The following is a 16,263-nucleotide window of genomic DNA, read 5'->3' as shown; positions in this document are numbered from 1 at the left end:
CTTCAAGATTTCCGATTTTTTTCGGCGAGCACTTCCAACAGCGATTGGGCAAAGCGCAGCGCCTTTTGCACGGCAGGATCTTTCATCAGGCGCAGCAGGGTGAAAACGGAAACCGTTTCGTGCCTGCGCTCCGCTCGCTCTTTTGCTTCGCGGAGGACGGCTACGCCGTTTTCCATCTGGGCAGCGACAGGCGTGATGTACGCTTTCACTCCGTCGAGCAAATACTGCTGAGACTGTTTGTCTTGGCCGACGCTTTCCAGGAAATCAGCGACCTGTTCGATCGCGTTTACATATTTGACCAGCTTCGGCAGCTTCTCCAACAAGGCAAACAAGGCCACAATTGCTTCCTCGTCAACGCGATACAAATTGGCCCACGCCGTCGTGCAGCTCCTGAGCCAGTCGTTTGTGCTCGCTCTCCTGCGCCTCCAACGTTTTTTGCAACACGAGCTTGGAGATTCTGGCCTCTTCTTCTTTTCGCTTGGCCGTCAAGTCTTTCAGCACCAAAAGAATTTCTTGCTTGCGCTGTTCGCCATTCTCGTAGATGATCGCCGTGCTCATCTCCATGTCAACGTATCGGCCTTCATAGGTGGGCATCGACGAGAGGAAATAGGGAATCTCCCGTTTCGCCATCAAATAGCAGCGTTCTTCGCCCGGCTCCAGCTTTCTCGTTTGGCAATAAGAACAGTACGGAACCTTTTCGCCCAATTTCCAGCCGGTAATCCTCTCTGCGGACGGATTCATCAGCAAAATTTTCCGCTCTTCGTTCATGAGGATAATCCCGTCCTGCAGGTGGTCGAAAATCTGCCTCAAATAGCCGCCTTCCATCCCTAATCCATCGTTTCCGTGCCGTTCAAAAAACAAGCGATTTTGATCCATCGTAGGTCCTCCACGCAGCTTGGATTCCAGGTCATTTTCTTGTCTGCCCTTGTACGTATTTTACGTTACAGAGCCAGAGAGGGGGCGAACAAGTGTCACTTTGGCCCCCGTGCTTTCCTCCTGAGCCAAGCCTAATCATACTGGTTGCAGCGCGTTCATCGTATAGGTGGGTTCCCCTATCTTGTGGTCTGCGAAAAAAAACGACAATCCTGACCGTCCCGTTAGACGTTCGGATTGCCGTTTTTCGTTCTCGTTTCGCTTATGTCTTCATGCACCGGGCGAGCTACGACAGTTTGCCCATCATCCGCTCCATCCGCTCCAGCGCCTTTTTCAACTGTTCCATGGACGTCGCGTACGAGCAGCGAATGTGTCCTTGCCCGCTCTCGCCGAACACGTCCCCCGGCACGACTGCCACTTTTTCCTCCAGCAGCAGCTTTTCCGCGAACTCAGCCGAGCTAAGTCCTGTCGCCGCCACAGAAGGGAAGGCGTAGAACGCTCCGTCCGGCTCATGGCACGCAAGCCCGATCTGGCGGAAACCGTCGACCACGTAGTTGCGGCGCTGGCGGTAGCTCTCGACCATCCGCTCCATATCGGCGCGGCCATGGCGCAAAGCTTCGAGCGCCGCCATCTGTGCCATCGTCGGCGCACACAGCATCGTGTACTGGTGAATTTTCAGCATGCCCGCCAAGAGGTCAGGCGTCGCGCACACGTACCCGAGACGCCAGCCAGTCATGGCAAACGCCTTGGAGAAGCCGGAAATCAAAATCGTCCGCTCCTTCATCCCGGGCAGGGCGGCGATGCTGTCGTGCATGCGTCCGTAAGTCAGCTCGGCGTAAATCTCGTCGGAGATCACCAAGAGGTCGTGCTTTTCGATGATCGGCAAAAGCGTTTTCCACTCATCCGCCGTCATCGTGCCCCCTGTCGGGTTGTTCGGATAGCAGAAGATGATCGCCTTCGTGCGTTCGGAGATGTTGGCCTCAAGCTCCTGCGGCGTCAGCTTGAACTGGTTCTCCATCGTCGTTTTCAAAAACTTCGGCACGCCGCCTGCCAGACGAATCACCGGCTCGTAGGAGACGTAGCACGGCTCTACTACCAGCACCTCGTCGCCCGGATCGAGAATGGCGCGCAGCGCAATGTCAATCGCTTCGCTGGCCCCGACGGTCACGAGAATCTCCGTCTCGGGATGATAGCTGACGGAAAAGCGCTCCTCCAAATATTTTTGAATCTCCACGCGCAGCGGCAGCATCCCTGCGTTGGACGTGTACGCGGTGTGTCCGCGCTCCAGGGAGGAAATCGAAGCTTCGCGCATGCGCCAGGGCGTCACGAAATCCGGCTCCCCAACTCCCAGGGAGATGACCCCTTCCATCGACGCCGCCAGGTCGAAAAAGCGGCGAATGCCCGATGGCTTCAAGGATGCGACTGTAGAAGACAAGCGATTTTTTTTGACTGTCAGTTGCGTATTCACGGCGTAACCACCATCCTGCGATCTTCGTCACGATCTTCCAGCTCAATGCCGTCGTGCTTGTAGCGTTTCAAAATAAAGTGCGTGGCTGTCGATACTACGGAGTCGAGCGTCGCCAGCTTTTGCGATACGAAGGTGGCGACCTCCTTCATCGTCTTTCCTTCCAGGATGATCGACAAATCGTAGCTGGCACCGGACATCAGGTAGACGGCCTTCACTTCCGGGAAGCGACAAATGCGCTGGGCCACCTCATCAAAGCCGACGTCGCGCTTGGGCGTCACCTTGACGTCGATCATGGCGTTGACGTACGGATGGTCCTCCACGCGCTCCCAGTTGACCAGCGCCGGGTATTTCACAATCACCTTCTCGGCTTCCAGCTCCGCAATCGCCTGCTCGATTGCCTCTGTCGGCTCCGCCAGCATTTTGCCGATCTGCTCGGCGCTCATGCGGCTGTCCTCTTCCAATAGGTGCAACAGTTCCCTTTGCTTCAAGCGATCCATTCCCTACCACTCCCGTTTTTTTCTTTTTGGCAAAAATCAAAAAGCCCCAGCAACCCAACTCATGATTTCATGAATCGGATTGCTGAGGCGAAGGTATCGCGGTACCACTCAGCTTTTTTGCCTTTCTCGCAAAAGGCAAACTCGTGCAGTCTTGTCAAAAAGACATGCGCCCCGTAACGTGGGGAAAGTCCGCTGCTTTCTACTGATTGTTCAAAAGCAGAGCTCCAAGGTGGCTTTCAAAAAGAGTTCGCGGCCGCCCTCCCAGCAATCAGGCAGCTCTCTGGACGTCAAATCCCTTTTTTACTTTCCTTTTCACAGCCATGTATCGTATGCGTATGAACTGTTTGGTTGAATGTCTCAGATTATAAAAAGGTTTTCGGCCGTTGTCAACCGACAACTTCCTGGGTGGAAGGACGCATGTTGTATGGCATAATGAAAAGATCGACAGCTTTTCGGACAAAGCAGGCACGACTGTTTTGTTGAGGCAAGCGGCCAATTTTACCTTCGGACGAAAAACGGCGGCCCGCAAACAGGGACGTTTTTCACATGAAAAAAAGTGGAAAATCGCATGAAAAAGAGCATCGGTGTCATTGATCTTGGCTCCAATACAGCCAGATTGGTCATTTACGAGCAAGACGATTCAGGAATGGTAACGGAAGTAGACAACATCAAATACAGCTTGCGTCTCAGCAACCACCTGCACGCTGGACGACTGGACGAGGAAGGAATCGCGAAGACATTGACAGCCACGCTCATGGCGGACGGCACGTATGTGCGCGTGCAGCCGAGAAGCCCCTCCCCGTTCAACAGCCAACTGTTTTTTGGGAGGAAGCCTTTCAGTCCAGCCAACCTGCCCACTCGCTGCAGCAGCGCCTCAAGCCGATTACCGCCCTGCTGGAAGCAGCCTCTCCGCTTTAACCGACGTCTGAGTCTCTCAGGCGTTTTTTATTGGTAAATTTTTATATTGTCACATTGACATTGTTAAAACGATATCATAATATAAAAGCAACCTAACGAACTGCGCATACAGAAAGGAGGGCGTTGTGAGCATGCATCGCCTGCAAGCCAAACGCATCCGGTTTCGCACCAAAAAACACCGCTCGCCAGACGGGCTGCCGACGGATATTTGCCTCTTTACCATCCTTTCCGTGCCGCGCCCGACCAAAACAAGATCGTTGCCGCACAAGCAGCTCGCCGTCCTGCTGATCGAGCGAAAAAGCGACACGTACGGGCAGCAGTGGGCTTTGCCCGGCGGCTTTTCCAAAGAAAGCGAGACGCTCGACGAATGCGCCTACCGCGAGTTGAAGGAAGAGACGAACATCGACCGCAACGTCCACATCGAGCAGCTCAAAACTTACTACAAGCCGGGACGCGATCCGCGCGGCTGGATTCCGAGCGTCGCCTACGTCTCGCTCGTGCACGAGGACCTGCTCAAGCACGCGCGGGCAGCCGACGACGCCTCCGATGCCCGGCTGTTTCCCATCGAGGAAGCATTCGCTCTCGACCTGGCCTTCGATCACCGGGAGATACTGACGGACGCCTTGCAGCGCGTGCGGGAAAAAATGCTCCAGACCAACATCGCCAAAGCGTTTCTCCCTGACGAGTTCACGCTGAGCGAGCTGCTGCAGGTCATCGAAACGGTCGTCCCCAGCTTCAAGGTGAGCGATCGCGGCAATTTTGAGCGGCGCCTGCTCGCGACCACGAGACGGCAAGGCATCCTCGAAGCGGTAGTAGACGCTGACGGCAAGCCTGTCTACTCCACGGAGTATTCCAACTCTCCCGCCAAGCTGTACCGCTTTACCGATTACACCCCGACTGCCATGATTTATTAAAAGCACGACCACACTCATTTCAGGAGGTTGTTGTCCATGAAAGCGTTGATTGTGATCGACTACACGAATGACTTTGTCGCGACGGACGGAGCGCTGACCTGCAAGGAGCCTGGGCAAGTTATCGAAGGGCGCATCGGCGAATTGATTCGCGATTTTCTCGCAGAAGGCGACTTTGTCGTGATGGCGGTGGACGCCCACAAGGAGCAGGACCCGTACCACCCGGAAACCGGACTGTACCCGCCGCACAACATCATCGGCACCGCTGGCCGCAACCTGTACGGCAGCATTCAGGACATTTACGAGGAATTTGAGGACACGATTTACTGGATGGACAAAACGCGCTACAGCGCCTTTCAGGGCACAGACCTCGCGCTGCAGCTTCGCTCGCGCGGCATTGCGGAAATTCACCTGGTCGGCGTCTGCACGGACATTTGCGTCCTGCACACGGCGATCGAAGGCTTTTATCACGGTTTTCGCGTCGTCATTCACGAGGATGCCGTCGCCAGCTTCAATCCGGTCGGACACGAGTGGGCTTTGGGACATTTTCAAAACCAGTTGGGCATGTCCGTCGTGAAAAAATAAGCGTTGGCAGGCTTGTCATGCCAGATATACGGGAGGTACGATCATGCGCATCGGCATTTACGGCAGCAGCTTTGATCCCATCACTTACAGCCACCTGTTCACGGCGGCCACCGTCGCTCATCGCAGACGCCTGGACAAAGTCATCTTCGTCCCCTGCTCGTCCAAGCGCCACGACAAAAAAATGCAGACGGAGGACGTTCATCGCCTGCACATGCTGAAGCTAGCGCTGGCGACGTGTCAGCACAAGACGAACCAATTCGGGGAGCCGCTGTTTGAAATCTCCACCGTAGAGATGGACGCGCTACCTGGCGAAACTTACACGTACGACACAATGGTCCACCTGCAAAAAAAGTACCCGCAGGATGAGCTGTTTTTCATCATGGGCTCGGATTTGCTCGTCGGGCTGTCGAACTGGGGCAATGCCGAAAAGCTGGTCTCCCGGTTCAACTTCATCGTCATGACGCGGGAAGGCTACCCGACGGCCGATCTGATCGCGGAAGACCCGCTGCTGCGCAACCATGACGAACATTTCCTGATTATGAGCAAAGGCATCAACATGGGCATCAGTTCGACGTACATCCGCGATGAAATCCGCAAAGGCGGCGATCCCAGCTTCCTGCTGCCGGATGCGTGCCTGGCGTACATTTACGAGCAGGGCATTTACCGCGAGCAGCGGGTTTGACTTTTCTCCCAACGCAAAAAAGCCGGGTGTGTGTGGTATTATCCCCTTACGGTAGACTGTGAGAAAAGCCCTCATGGTATCATGAGAGGAACACTGTTGACCGGAGGGGATTTTTTATGCCACCACATAAAGGGCAAAAGCAGCAGCGGTATGACGAAGGAACAAAGAGGGAAGTTGGATAAGCAAACCCGGTTCAGGACCATCGAAGAAATGAGCCATCGGTACGCCATCATCATGCTGTGCGAAATAGCAGAAGTCTCACGGGCAGGGTTCTACAAGTGGAAAGCGACGGAAACGGCTCGTAGGTTACGAGCAGTGCAGGATGCCGATCTAAAGGAGCATATCCTTTCGATCCACCGCCTTCGCCCTTACTTTGGATATAAACGCATGCACACCGCCCTGCGTAAAGAGGGACGTAACGTGAACAGCAAGAAAGTTCGCCGACTAATGCGAGAATTAGGTATCCGATCGGTGATCCGCAAGAAACGTCCATTTGTCGGCCGTAAGCCTTCCGTTGTATTTGACAATGTTCTTCACCGCCAGTTCACTGCACAGGAGGCCGGAAAGAAATTGGTCACCGATATTACCTACATTCGCGTCGTCGATGGATTCCTGTATCTGTCTGTGGTGCTCGATCTGCACAACGTGGCAACTGCTTCGACAATGCCTGTGTAGAATCGTTTTTCTCCCATTTGAAGACGGAAAAGTTGTATTTAGAAAAACCGAGGGATCTGGCTCACGCCCGCAAACTGATCGCTGAATACATTTCAGTTTTACAATACAGAGCGGTTCCAGAAAAAACTTGGCGACCTCTCCCCAATAGAGTACCGGGAATCGATCGCCGCTTAATACAATGTCTTTTTTTACTGTCTACTTGACGGGGCTATGACCAGTGCTCCCCGGCTTTTTGTGTGCGCTTTTGGTGCTACAGGTCATGCTATCGCGCCAAATCTTTGCGCAAATAGCGGTCGAAGTCATCCGTAGCCAACGGGCGGCTGAACAAGTAGCCTTGGCCGAGATCGCAGCCATTTTCCTGCAAGGCCGCTACCTGATCGTCCAGCTCGATGCCTTCTGCGATCACGTTCATGTTCAAGCTTTGCGCAATCGTCACGATCGCTTTTACGATTGCCTGGCTCTCTTGATTGTGGTGAATATCGCGAATAAAGGACGCGTCAATTTTGATCGTGTCCACCGGCAAGCTTTTGATGTAGCTAAACGAGCTGTAGCCTGTCCCGAAGTCGTCGATGGAAATGCGGATGCCGATGTCGCGAATTTGCTGCAAAATAGCCGTAGCTTCTTCCAGCTTCACGAAAATGCTTTCGGTAATCTCCAGCTCCAGCCATTCCGGTGGCAGCCCGGTTTCCTCCAACACATTTTTTATCATGTCTACGAGGTCTTTCTGGTAGATTTGCCTCGCAGACAGATTGACGGACACTTTCAGCGGGAAGCCCTGGTCGTGCCACAGCTTGTTTTGGCGGCACGCCTGGCGCAGAATCCACTCTCCCAGGCTGATAATCATTCCGGTCTCTTCGGCGATCGGGATGAACCGAATCGGCGAAATCACGCCCAGCTCCGGATGAACCCAGCGGACGAGCGCTTCCATCCCGGTCAGCTTCCCTGTCACAATGTCTATTTTCGGCTGGTAGTAGATTTGGAAATGCTCCTGCTCGATCGCTTTGCGCAGCTCATTTTCCATCAGGATGCGCTCCAGCGACTTCGCCTCCATCGTCGGATCAAAAAACTCGTACCTGTTTTTGCCGTGCGATTTGACCGTGTACAGCGCGGTGTCCGCCCGCTTGAGCAGGTCGTCGGCATTGTCTCCATCCTGCGGAAACAACGCGATGCCGATGCTGCACGACACGTTGAAGGAATGCCCGTGAAGTTCAAACGGCCTCTGCAGCGCATTCATGATCTGGTCGGCCAGTGCCGCCGCTTCCTCCCGGTCAGTCAGTTGGCTGAGCAAGACGGTAAACTCATCTCCGCCGAGCCGCGCCACGACATCGCCCGGTCTGAGACATTCCCGCAAACGGTTGGACGCTTCCACCAGCAGCAAATCCCCTACGTCATGCCCGAAGGAATCGTTGACGTCCTTGAAGCGGTCCAGATCGAGGAACAGGACGGCGAGATTGGACTGGAACCGCTTGGCTTGGATGATTTCCCTGCTCAGATGCTGGACGTACATGCGGCGGTTCGGCAAGTCTGTCAAAGCGTCGTGGTAGGCCAGGTGATGGATCAGTTCCTCCGACTGCTTGCGATCCGTAATGTCGCGCGTGATGAGCAGCAGCTTGCTCACGTTCCCCTGCTCGTCGAGAACCGGATTGATTTTGCTCTCGGTCCAGATCGTGTCGCCCTTGCGCGTCAGGATGCGGCATTCCACCGTGTACTCTTTTCGCGTCGAGTACGTATGCTGAATCGCATAGGCCATAACGTCCCGGTCGCTCTCCACGATCCATTCGAACATGTTGTGAAAGCGCTCATCTGGAATGTCATGCTCAAACACAGCCTTATGCGACGGAGACAAGTACAAAAAGTCGCCTTCGGCATTAATCATGCTGATGATATCGGACGTATTTTCAGCGATGATCCGGTACAGCTCCTCGCTTTTTCTGACTTCTTCCTCCATATGCTTGCGCGCCGTAATGTCGTTGCGAATGGAAACGTACTGATAGATTTTCCCGGCAGTATTGACGAATGGCACAATCGTGGTGTCCACCCAGTACAAGCTGCCGTCTTTGGCCCGATTACAGATTTCGCCCCGCCACACTTTGCCCGAGCCGATGCATTTCCACATCTGCTGGAAAAACGACTTGGGATGGTGCCCGGAGTTGAGCAGCCGATGGTCTTGCCCGAGCAGCTCGCTGCGGCTGTATTTGGATATGCGGCAAAATTGCTCGTTCGCCCGCAGAATAATCCCGCGGTGATCGGTAATCGCGAGGATCGTCGACTGGTCGAGCGCATACTTTACGTCAGCCAGCTCCCGCAGGACGACTTTCAGCTCCCCGTCCTTTTCCTGCAGCAACTCTTCCCACTCTTCTGGAGTCAAAACTTCCATCAATTTGTTTCTCATCATCTATCACCCGTTTGCGCTCATGCGGCAGGCACGGCGCCGATAATTTTCGTAAAAGCACTTGTCTGTCGTAAAGCGCGTTGCAGCAAAGCCTTTGCCAAAGTGCTGGAAAGAAAAAGTAGTTCTTTGGTAGGGAGACGCGTTGCGTAAATGCTCGCCCTGATATGCTTCGCAGCAGCGTCGCTACTCACGGACTTTTCGCAAAACGACAAGTTTGCTTCATTTTACCATGTATCGGCTAAAGATCAATAAGCACGCATGTGTTAGAAGCGACATTTTTGCAAACTTCGCGCTCGCTGGCGGGAGGCTTGACACTCCGGGGAAAACAGGGACCAAAGGCGCAAAAAAAAAAGAACCCGTTTCAGGTTCTTTTACCAGGTGAGAAACAGTTTGTCGTGCACATCTTCGTTGACCATTTCTTCGCCCGCTCTCTGCAGACGGTTTATCATGGAAATGCCGCAGTTTACCAATATGCTCCTCGCAAACAAGCCGGCTGGCGGCTGCACGCCGATGTCTTCGGCTTTCGATTTTTTCTTGCCGTTGATCGAGAGCATTACTTTTGCGCCTCTTTGCTTGCAGGCGTATATCGCATCCCACAAGTCTTCGATCCTGAACGTCTGCGAACCGTACAGGATGCTTTGGCTGTGCGTGTATGGCGGGTCACAGTAAACCAGGTCGCCTTCGCCAGCCAGTCCCATCACTTCTCGGAAATCTTTATGCATAAACGTTACTTCCTTCACCAGTTGATGCCAAATTTCTACCCGTTTGGCAAACGCCTCGGGCGGAATCGGCTTGTGCGGCCCAATCGGTGTGCTCATATAGCCATCGCTTTTTCGGAAGCGCACGACACCGGAATAGCACGTTCTGGTCAAAACCGCAAAATCGAGCGCATTGAACGTTTGATTGAATCTTTCCCTGATTTCCAAATATTTTTGTTCTCTGTTGTCGTTGTAATCTTTTATACAAGCCTCGTAATGGCGGACCAATGTGTCCGGATCGTTTTTCACATACTCAAAAATGCCGATCAGAAAAGGAAGAATATCGCCGCCGATGGCCTGCTTGTAACGGGGAAACAAGCTGTTCCGGTTTTCTGCCGCCAGCTTTCCCAATACGGCGCCGCTCCCCAAAAACGGCTCTACATACGTGTGAATTTCTTCGGGCATGTAGGAAACGATCTCTTCCGCAAAACGGTGTTTATTCCCGATCCATTTCAGCAATTGCGGGACGTCCGCCAGCTTTTGCCGTTCCAGCTTGTCTTGTACGTATCGACTCATCATGAAGAACCTCACACAACTTCTAGATTTTCCGACTGACAACCATGCCCCATTTTAGCATGAATGGAGAGAAAAAAGTAACCATGATGTCACTTATAGTCTGTAGACCAATAGTCTACATGATAGTACTTTTGTTTCAAATGGAAAAAGAAAGAAACCGATACAAAGTGGTTGATACCAGATGAAGCCGATGAAGCATACAGAGATCAAGCAACAATTTGGGGCAGCGATCAGAAAGCTGCGCATGGAACAAAAAATGACGCAAGAAGAGCTGGCGGGACGTACCGGACTGCATCGCACCTACATCAGCGAAGTCGAACGCGGAGAAAGAAATGTGTCATTGGAAAACATCGTAAAACTGGCAAACGCTTTACGCACCCATGTCTCTTCCGTATTTCTATTGATTGAAAAGGGGGAATAGCCACCGTGAGACCGAATCCGCAGTTTCTAAATCGCAGCTCTGCTTTTTGGGCGTACACAAAGCTCATATCGGAAAAGCTCAACTACTCCAAGGACGGCGAAATTAAAAAGTACTCGCAGACAGAAATGGTCTACAAGCTGCAGGAGCTGGGGATTATCATTGACCCGCAAATGCTCGGCGAAGTAAAAGCGTACCTCGACTATCGCGCAGATTTGCTGAACGGAATCATCAAGCGCTTGTTCATGGATGTCCATACGGCCCGAGCTGTGTTTTACAAGCTGCAGGCAGAACTTTATGAAAAGAACGGCTATACTTGTGCGCTGCCGTTTAACAAGCAAAAAGGCGAAAAGAAAGACTACGCCTATTTTACAGGCATCGTCAACATTTTGACTGAACACACTCTTCGCACATATGCTAAGCAGAACGGATTGCAGTACGGACGCGACGTCAAGTTTGACGATAACCCGCTAAGCTTGTCCTATATTACAGACGAAGCAGGCAGGCTGCAAGGGATCATGTCCAGACGTTTTGACGGAGCCTACCCCGGTACGGAAAATCCGCTCGCGATCTGGGAAGTCAAAGAATACTACTACACCACCACGTTCGGCAGCAGAATCGCAGACGGGGTGTATGAAACACAGTTGGACGGCTTTGAGATCAATACCATCTCGAAAGAAACGCAAAAGAACATCCAGCACATTTATTTCATTGATGATTTCAATACGTGGTGGAACATGGGAAAATCTTATCTTTGCCGGATCGTCGACATGCTGCACGTCGGTCACGTGGACGAAGTCATCTTCGGCAAGGAAGTGTTGGAGCGCTGGCCGAAAGTGTTGCACGAGCTGCTGGCCGCACACGAAGTAGCCGTACAGGGACGGTAAACAGAAAACGCCCGCGCCATAATCGCATCCCCCTTCTGGTAGACAGCCAAAGTCGGCACCTGCTTCTGTCTTCCGAGAGGGGTTTTTTAGCGGAAAATCCGCAGAGCAACTGACGCTGCGTGCAAAAAAACAGCCGCGAACGAACGAAACGTGCAGCAAAAGAAAGCAGCACGTATCCATCACGCGCGTTTTTACAGCGAACCTAAAACAACCTGAGCCAGTATGATTACCGAACTCAGGTTGCTTGTGTGCTTTTTCTCTTCGGTCTTCCTGACAGCGCCCAGTCCAAAGGGGCGTTTCCCGCTGGCAAACCGTCTACGGCAAGCGCACCAGGATGCTGCGGTTCAGATCCTCGACCGAGCGGCTGCCGGACAGAGCCATCGCGACGTCAAATTCGTGGAGCAGCGTATCGAGGACGCTGGACACGCCCTGTTCTCCCGCTACTGCCAGTCCGTACAAAAACGGGCGTCCGATCAGCACCGCATTGGCTCCCAATGCGATTGCCTTGACGACATCCGCGCCGGTGCGCACGCCGCTGTCGAGCAGGACAGGAATGCTTCCCGCTACTACCTCCGCAATCGCAGGCAGCGCGTCAAGGGTAGAAATCGCTCCATCCATCTGCCGTCCGCCGTGATTGGAAACGATAATGCCATCCACGCCGTGCTCCAGGGCGAGTCTCGCATCATCCGGGTGCAAGAGACCTTTGACGAGGATCGGCAAGCGGGTATGCTCGCGCAAAAAGCCGATATCGCTCCAGTTCAGCGCCGGATGATAAATGTTTTTCAACACTTCCTCGACCGCATTCTCCGGCGTCACCTCGGCCAGCCGCGAGCAAAAGACAGGGTCCGTGATGTAGTTGGCAAGCCCTCTGCCTTCACGCAGCGGCGAATAGCCGTTGCGGAAATCGCGGCGCTTCCAGCCGAGCATGACGGTATCTACCGTGAGCACAATTGCGGAGTACCCAGCCGCTTCCGCGCGCTTGACCATGCTCGCGCTTACTTCGCGATCGTTGGACCAGTAAAGCTGGAACCAGCGCTCCGCCGCTCCCATCGCTTCGGCGATTTGCTCCAGGCTCGTAGAGGAAACCGTGCTGGCGACAAACGGCACACCCGCAGCAGCCGCCGCTCTGGCCGTCGCCAGCTCTGCGTCACGATGCGCGATGGACTGCATGCCGACAGGAGCCAAAAAGATCGGCGCGCTCAGCTTTCGGCCGAACATCGTAATCGCGGAGGTGCGATTCGTGACATCGCGCATCATCCGCGGCACGATTGCCCAGCGGGAAAAAGCCCTCCTGTTTTCGGCAAGCGTCTCTTCGGCTCCCGAGCCTCCGGCAATATAGTCAAACGGACCGTCCGGAAGGATTTCTCTCGCCTGTTTCTCCCAATCTTCAATCGAAACGGGCAGTGCCTGCGTACTTTTGCTCACGCGCGTAAAGAGCAAAGTTTCTTCCTGTGCTTTCGTCATCTTTCCTCTCCCTTTCTATCTGTGCTCCAAGCCGTCAGGCGCATTTTGGCTTGCCCGCTGTGCCCAAGGCCCGTCCTGCTTTGCCAGGACCGTTCTCCTGTGCGAATCACTGTTTTTGGCGGCTCCGCCTGTAGTCACGCAATTATTCGAAAATTAATACAAAAAATCATATACGTTCAGCTTGCCCTCTGTCAATTCCAGAGCAAAAACGAACAACCCCACAAGCCTGTCCAACAGGCGATCAGGCGACACTTCTCCGCGCTGCCAGCCTGGGCTTGTCCGCGCTGCTTCAGTAAGCTATCTGCCAAAACGTTACTTCCGCTTTCGCCTTTTCGCCCGCCTGGACCGTTTGCTGCAGCAAAGCCCGCTCACGGCTCCCCCGCTGCCATATGTGTTCGTCTCGCTGTGCCCGTTGATGACATTCACGACATTGCCGCTGTTTTCGCCGCCGGAGCCGGAAAACGTTTTGCTCACGCTTTTCGGAGAGTTGTTGGCCGTATCACCGAAATTGATGGTACCCGAGTTGTTCGTAATTTGCACGTTTCCTACAAATGTCGCCAACCCGCTCCCTCCTTCCCGCGTTCGCCGTGGACTACTTATACAGTATGTACGGCAAAACGCGCCTGATTAGACGATGGTTGATAGGTCGGTGCCACAAAAAAGCCTCCCGTATGGCAGACGCCGCGCAGGAGACTTCTCTTCTGCTTTTCCGTGCGCTTTATTGCGCGGTGTAGCCGCCGTCCACCAGCAGGCTTGTCCCTGTCACAAACGACGCATCGTCGCTGGCGAGGAACAGAACCGCCTTGGCTACTTCCTCCGGCTTGCCGAGGCGTCCCATCGGATGCAGCGAGCGGAGCCGTCGAGGATGAGCGCCGATTTTGCCTTTACCAGCTTGTTTTCGTAGCGGAAATCATGCTCGGAAAAGTTGACGACGACTTGCAGGTCATCCCCGTACGCTGCCTTTTGCACCAGCCTGTCTGCGGTCAGCACGGCAAAATCGGTCAGCGGGCGCTGCACCGCTTTTTGATGGAACGGCGCCCAGACTTGCAGATGCTGCCTGATGTTTTCGTGGTGTGCCTCCCAGACGCGACTGTTCAGATGGTAGAGCGGCGGCACGTTGTAGAGCAGCTCATAGAGCATGCGTGTGCCGACCTCGCTTTTGATCTTCAGGCTGTCCCACTCCCAATGGTGGCTGGTGATGACCGAATCGTTGTACACCAGCTTGAACAACGGCAGCGAGTACGCGGGGTCGATGTAGACGTGCCGATACTCGTCCTTGATCGGCACCTGCTTGGCGTAGCGCTCGGGAATGTCTCCTGCCGGGGCCCAGTAACCGCCCACGTAGTACGGGCTTGCTTTGTTCTCGCGCATGTCCGGGTCAGCCCAGCGGATGACAGGCGTTTCGATACCGTGCGCGTAGGCGATGCTTCTGCTGGCGAAATCGTTGCCCGTCTCCGAGCCGATAACCATGTGCCACTCGTCGCGAATGTAGTCCATCCGCGCCAACTTTGCCTGCATATCCTCTGCCTGTGTCGTTGGATGTTCCGGGGAGTAGTCGTCGTGGAACTCCCCCGCCGCGTCCACGTCAATGAACCAGGAATTGAAGGCCACGCCGTTGCCCATGATCTCGTTCATCCGCTGTTTGACGCTCGGCAGCGACAAGGTCGGGTTCAACAGCCTGCCCCGCTGCAGGAAGCCGCCTTTTTTCTCCCCGTTTTTCTTTTCTATCGTCGCGTTTTCATACAAGCTTTTGTCCGCGAAAATAGCCGTGTTCCAGTCCGGGTTTTCTTCCTTGTGGATCGAGTGGTAAGAATCGTACGTCGCAATCAGATAGCCCGCATCGTTTGCCTGCTGGATGAACGCAGGCTTCATGTAAGCGGCTGTCCAGTCCGGCAAGCCGATCCAGGCACGAGCGATGCCCGCTGCCTTCATTTTTTCCAGCAACCGTGTGGAATCACTGTCTGCCCATTGCTCGACAGCGGGGACGGCATCCTGCAAGACGCTTTTCAGCAGCCGCTTGTTCAACTCGTACAACTCGACTTCGTTAAGCTGCTTCACGCCTTTTTGGATCAGCGCTTTCGCTTTTGGATCGTCGACGCGGGCGAACAACTGCGGATGGTAAAAGTCGCGGGAGCGCAGCGCGTAGTTGAGGCCGTCCACTATCGCCTTGCGCTGGTACGGCGCGATGTAATCCTGCTGCTGGATTTCCCGCAGTTGCGCGATGGCCTCCTGCCCGTCCTCCTTGTTGCCAGCCAAAAGCTGCACGAGCCAGTCCGTAAAGCCGTCGCCAAGCTGCTTTTTTAAGCGCGTCCCACTGCACATCGTCCTCGCTCAAAAACGTTTTGTTCCACAAATAAAAGTGCGGTGCGCCGTACAGCTTTTCCACGTTCGGGTTTGCCGCCGCCTTTTGCGCCAGAGTAGCGAACTCGCCCTGCTGCTGGATGATGTGTTTATACAGTCCGGCGATCTGGACCGGATCGTTTTGCGTGACATACAGCCGGAAGCTGTACGACTTGTCATGGTTGATCGTCGGAAACTCATGCGTGAATCGCAGCGAAATCTCCGGGTCCACGGCAAAATCGAGCGTGTTGTTGAACATGTTGTCCACCATGTAAAAGATCGCGTACTTCTCATGGTTCAGCGCAAAAAAACGCATGGAAAACGATTCGCTAAAGGTCAGGCTCTCCTCCCGCAAAAACGACTGCCAGACTTTGTCGCCTGCCGGAATCCATTTGCCTTCGCCGAGCGGCAGCATGTAAGCAGGAGCCTTCACAAGCGGCCAGGAAAAGCTCTCTGTCCCCGTCGAGGTCAGGGTGATTTGCAAGTGATCGGCCGCTTGCCTGATCCGCACCTGCAGCTTGTCGTCCGGATAGCTCCAGCTCACTTCCTGTTCGCTTTTTTGCAACTGCTCGACGCGTCGCGCCGGCAGCGGCTCTGACGCACGCTCCCGGCTGCCGCCGCTCTCCACAAACAGCTCGAACGTCTCCGGCTTCACCTCGAAGGAGAAGGGCAGCGCTTGCTTTGGCGCCGCGAGCTGCTGCCCGGTTTCGATTAGCGGTTGATTGGTTTGCGGCTGGTTTTGCGCCGCACTGTCGCAGCCGCTCATGACAAGCAGCAGCAAAGCGAGAACGATTCTTTTCATAATTTCCCTCCACAATCGAATGACTATATACCTCGTATTACGATGTTTATGAGCGCAAGAAGCGTAGAGAAAAGCAG

The 16,263-nt window shown here is 54.2% G+C and carries 13 protein-coding genes, 4 pseudogenes and 1 other annotated feature; of the genes and pseudogenes, 7 read left to right on the top strand and 10 right to left on the bottom strand.

Annotation, left to right across the window (positions count from 1 at the left end; translation table 11 throughout):
* Positions 1–2: 2 nt before the first annotated feature.
* From AC3WJN_RS07445 to AC3WJN_RS07430, 4 genes and pseudogenes are all read right to left on the bottom strand, one after another.
* The gene (locus AC3WJN_RS07445; RefSeq protein ID WP_007781542.1) at positions 3–338 is read right to left on the bottom strand and encodes a DUF1641 domain-containing protein; all 336 of its coding nucleotides are present in this window, start codon (positions 336–338) and stop codon (positions 3–5) included.
* A gap of 14 nt (positions 339–352) precedes the next feature.
* Positions 353–876 (bottom strand): annotated as a pseudogene (locus AC3WJN_RS07440) (PAS domain S-box protein); the annotation flags it as partial.
* A 283-nt stretch (positions 877–1,159) separates the two neighbouring features.
* The gene (locus AC3WJN_RS07435) at positions 1,160–2,341 is read right to left on the bottom strand and encodes an aminotransferase (RefSeq protein ID WP_005836185.1); all 1,182 of its coding nucleotides are present in this window, start codon (positions 2,339–2,341) and stop codon (positions 1,160–1,162) included.
* Positions 2,338–2,838 carry an Lrp/AsnC family transcriptional regulator gene (locus AC3WJN_RS07430; RefSeq protein ID WP_005836183.1) on the bottom strand — a complete coding sequence of 167 codons (501 nt, stop codon included), beginning with the start codon at positions 2,836–2,838 and terminating at the stop codon, positions 2,338–2,340. The genes AC3WJN_RS07435 and AC3WJN_RS07430 overlap by 4 nt, the downstream gene beginning before the upstream one ends.
* An 80-nt stretch (positions 2,839–2,918) precedes the next feature.
* Positions 2,919–3,163 (bottom strand) — a binding site (T-box leader).
* A gap of 243 nt (positions 3,164–3,406) precedes the next feature.
* Here AC3WJN_RS07430 and AC3WJN_RS07425 point away from each other — a divergent pair.
* The 5 genes and pseudogenes from AC3WJN_RS07425 to AC3WJN_RS07405 form a co-directional block, all read left to right on the top strand.
* Complete coding sequence (locus AC3WJN_RS07425; RefSeq protein ID WP_005836179.1) at positions 3,407–3,793, top strand: hypothetical protein; 387 nt, start codon at positions 3,407–3,409, stop codon at positions 3,791–3,793.
* Between the two features lie 94 nt (positions 3,794–3,887).
* Entirely contained in the window at positions 3,888–4,670 is a 783-nt protein-coding gene (locus AC3WJN_RS07420; RefSeq protein WP_007781533.1) for an NUDIX hydrolase, read from the top strand.
* Between the two features lie 36 nt (positions 4,671–4,706).
* Positions 4,707–5,252: a cysteine hydrolase family protein gene (locus AC3WJN_RS07415; protein WP_005836175.1), complete on the top strand. Its 546-nt coding sequence runs from the start codon at positions 4,707–4,709 to the stop codon at positions 5,250–5,252.
* 43 nt (positions 5,253–5,295) lie between these two features.
* Positions 5,296–5,934 carry a nicotinate-nucleotide adenylyltransferase gene (nadD, locus tag AC3WJN_RS07410; RefSeq protein WP_005836174.1) on the top strand — a complete coding sequence of 213 codons (639 nt, stop codon included), beginning with the start codon at positions 5,296–5,298 and terminating at the stop codon, positions 5,932–5,934.
* A 135-nt stretch (positions 5,935–6,069) separates the two neighbouring features.
* A pseudogene (locus tag AC3WJN_RS07405) lies at positions 6,070–6,783 on the top strand (IS3 family transposase); the annotation flags it as partial.
* A gap of 88 nt (positions 6,784–6,871) precedes the next feature.
* On the opposite strand, the gene AC3WJN_RS07400 reads toward AC3WJN_RS07405, so the two are convergent.
* Both AC3WJN_RS07400 and AC3WJN_RS07395 read right to left on the bottom strand, forming a co-directional pair.
* Positions 6,872–8,986, bottom strand: a complete 2,115-nt coding sequence (locus AC3WJN_RS07400) for a putative bifunctional diguanylate cyclase/phosphodiesterase (RefSeq protein WP_492329237.1) — start codon at positions 8,984–8,986, stop codon at positions 6,872–6,874.
* Positions 8,987–9,372: 386 nt separating this feature from the next.
* Complete coding sequence (locus AC3WJN_RS07395) at positions 9,373–10,275, bottom strand: DNA adenine methylase (RefSeq protein ID WP_005835233.1); 903 nt, start codon at positions 10,273–10,275, stop codon at positions 9,373–9,375.
* Positions 10,276–10,456: 181 nt separating this feature from the next.
* Between AC3WJN_RS07395 and AC3WJN_RS07390 the strand changes: the two genes are divergently transcribed.
* Both AC3WJN_RS07390 and AC3WJN_RS07385 read left to right on the top strand, forming a co-directional pair.
* Positions 10,457–10,696 (top strand): helix-turn-helix domain-containing protein, encoded by a 240-nt coding sequence (locus AC3WJN_RS07390; RefSeq protein WP_005835235.1) that lies wholly within the window; start codon positions 10,457–10,459, stop codon positions 10,694–10,696.
* 5 nt (positions 10,697–10,701) lie between these two features.
* Entirely contained in the window at positions 10,702–11,580 is an 879-nt protein-coding gene (locus AC3WJN_RS07385; RefSeq protein ID WP_026557975.1) for a DUF7687 domain-containing protein, read from the top strand.
* A 315-nt stretch (positions 11,581–11,895) separates the two neighbouring features.
* On the opposite strand, the gene AC3WJN_RS07380 is transcribed toward AC3WJN_RS07385, so the two are convergent.
* The 4 genes and pseudogenes from AC3WJN_RS07380 to AC3WJN_RS07365 all read right to left on the bottom strand — a co-directional run bounded on the left by AC3WJN_RS07380 (position 11,896) and on the right by AC3WJN_RS07365 (position 16,186).
* Positions 11,896–13,044, bottom strand: coding sequence for an alpha-hydroxy-acid oxidizing protein (locus AC3WJN_RS07380; protein ID WP_005835241.1), 1,149 nt, complete (start codon positions 13,042–13,044; stop codon positions 11,896–11,898).
* Between the two features lie 312 nt (positions 13,045–13,356).
* Positions 13,357–13,605, bottom strand: a complete 249-nt coding sequence (locus AC3WJN_RS07375; RefSeq protein WP_005835243.1) for a spore germination protein — start codon at positions 13,603–13,605, stop codon at positions 13,357–13,359.
* 157 nt (positions 13,606–13,762) lie between these two features.
* Positions 13,763–13,900: pseudogene (locus AC3WJN_RS07370) on the bottom strand (SDR family oxidoreductase); the annotation flags it as partial.
* Positions 13,852–16,186 (bottom strand): annotated as a pseudogene (locus AC3WJN_RS07365) (glycoside hydrolase). The pseudogenes AC3WJN_RS07370 and AC3WJN_RS07365, both read right to left, overlap by 49 nt.
* Positions 16,187–16,263: the final 77 nt, after the last annotated feature.

Source organism: Brevibacillus sp. FW306-2-1A-C05A, assembly GCF_058781555.1.
This window is presented reverse-complemented; position numbering and strand designations above follow the sequence as displayed.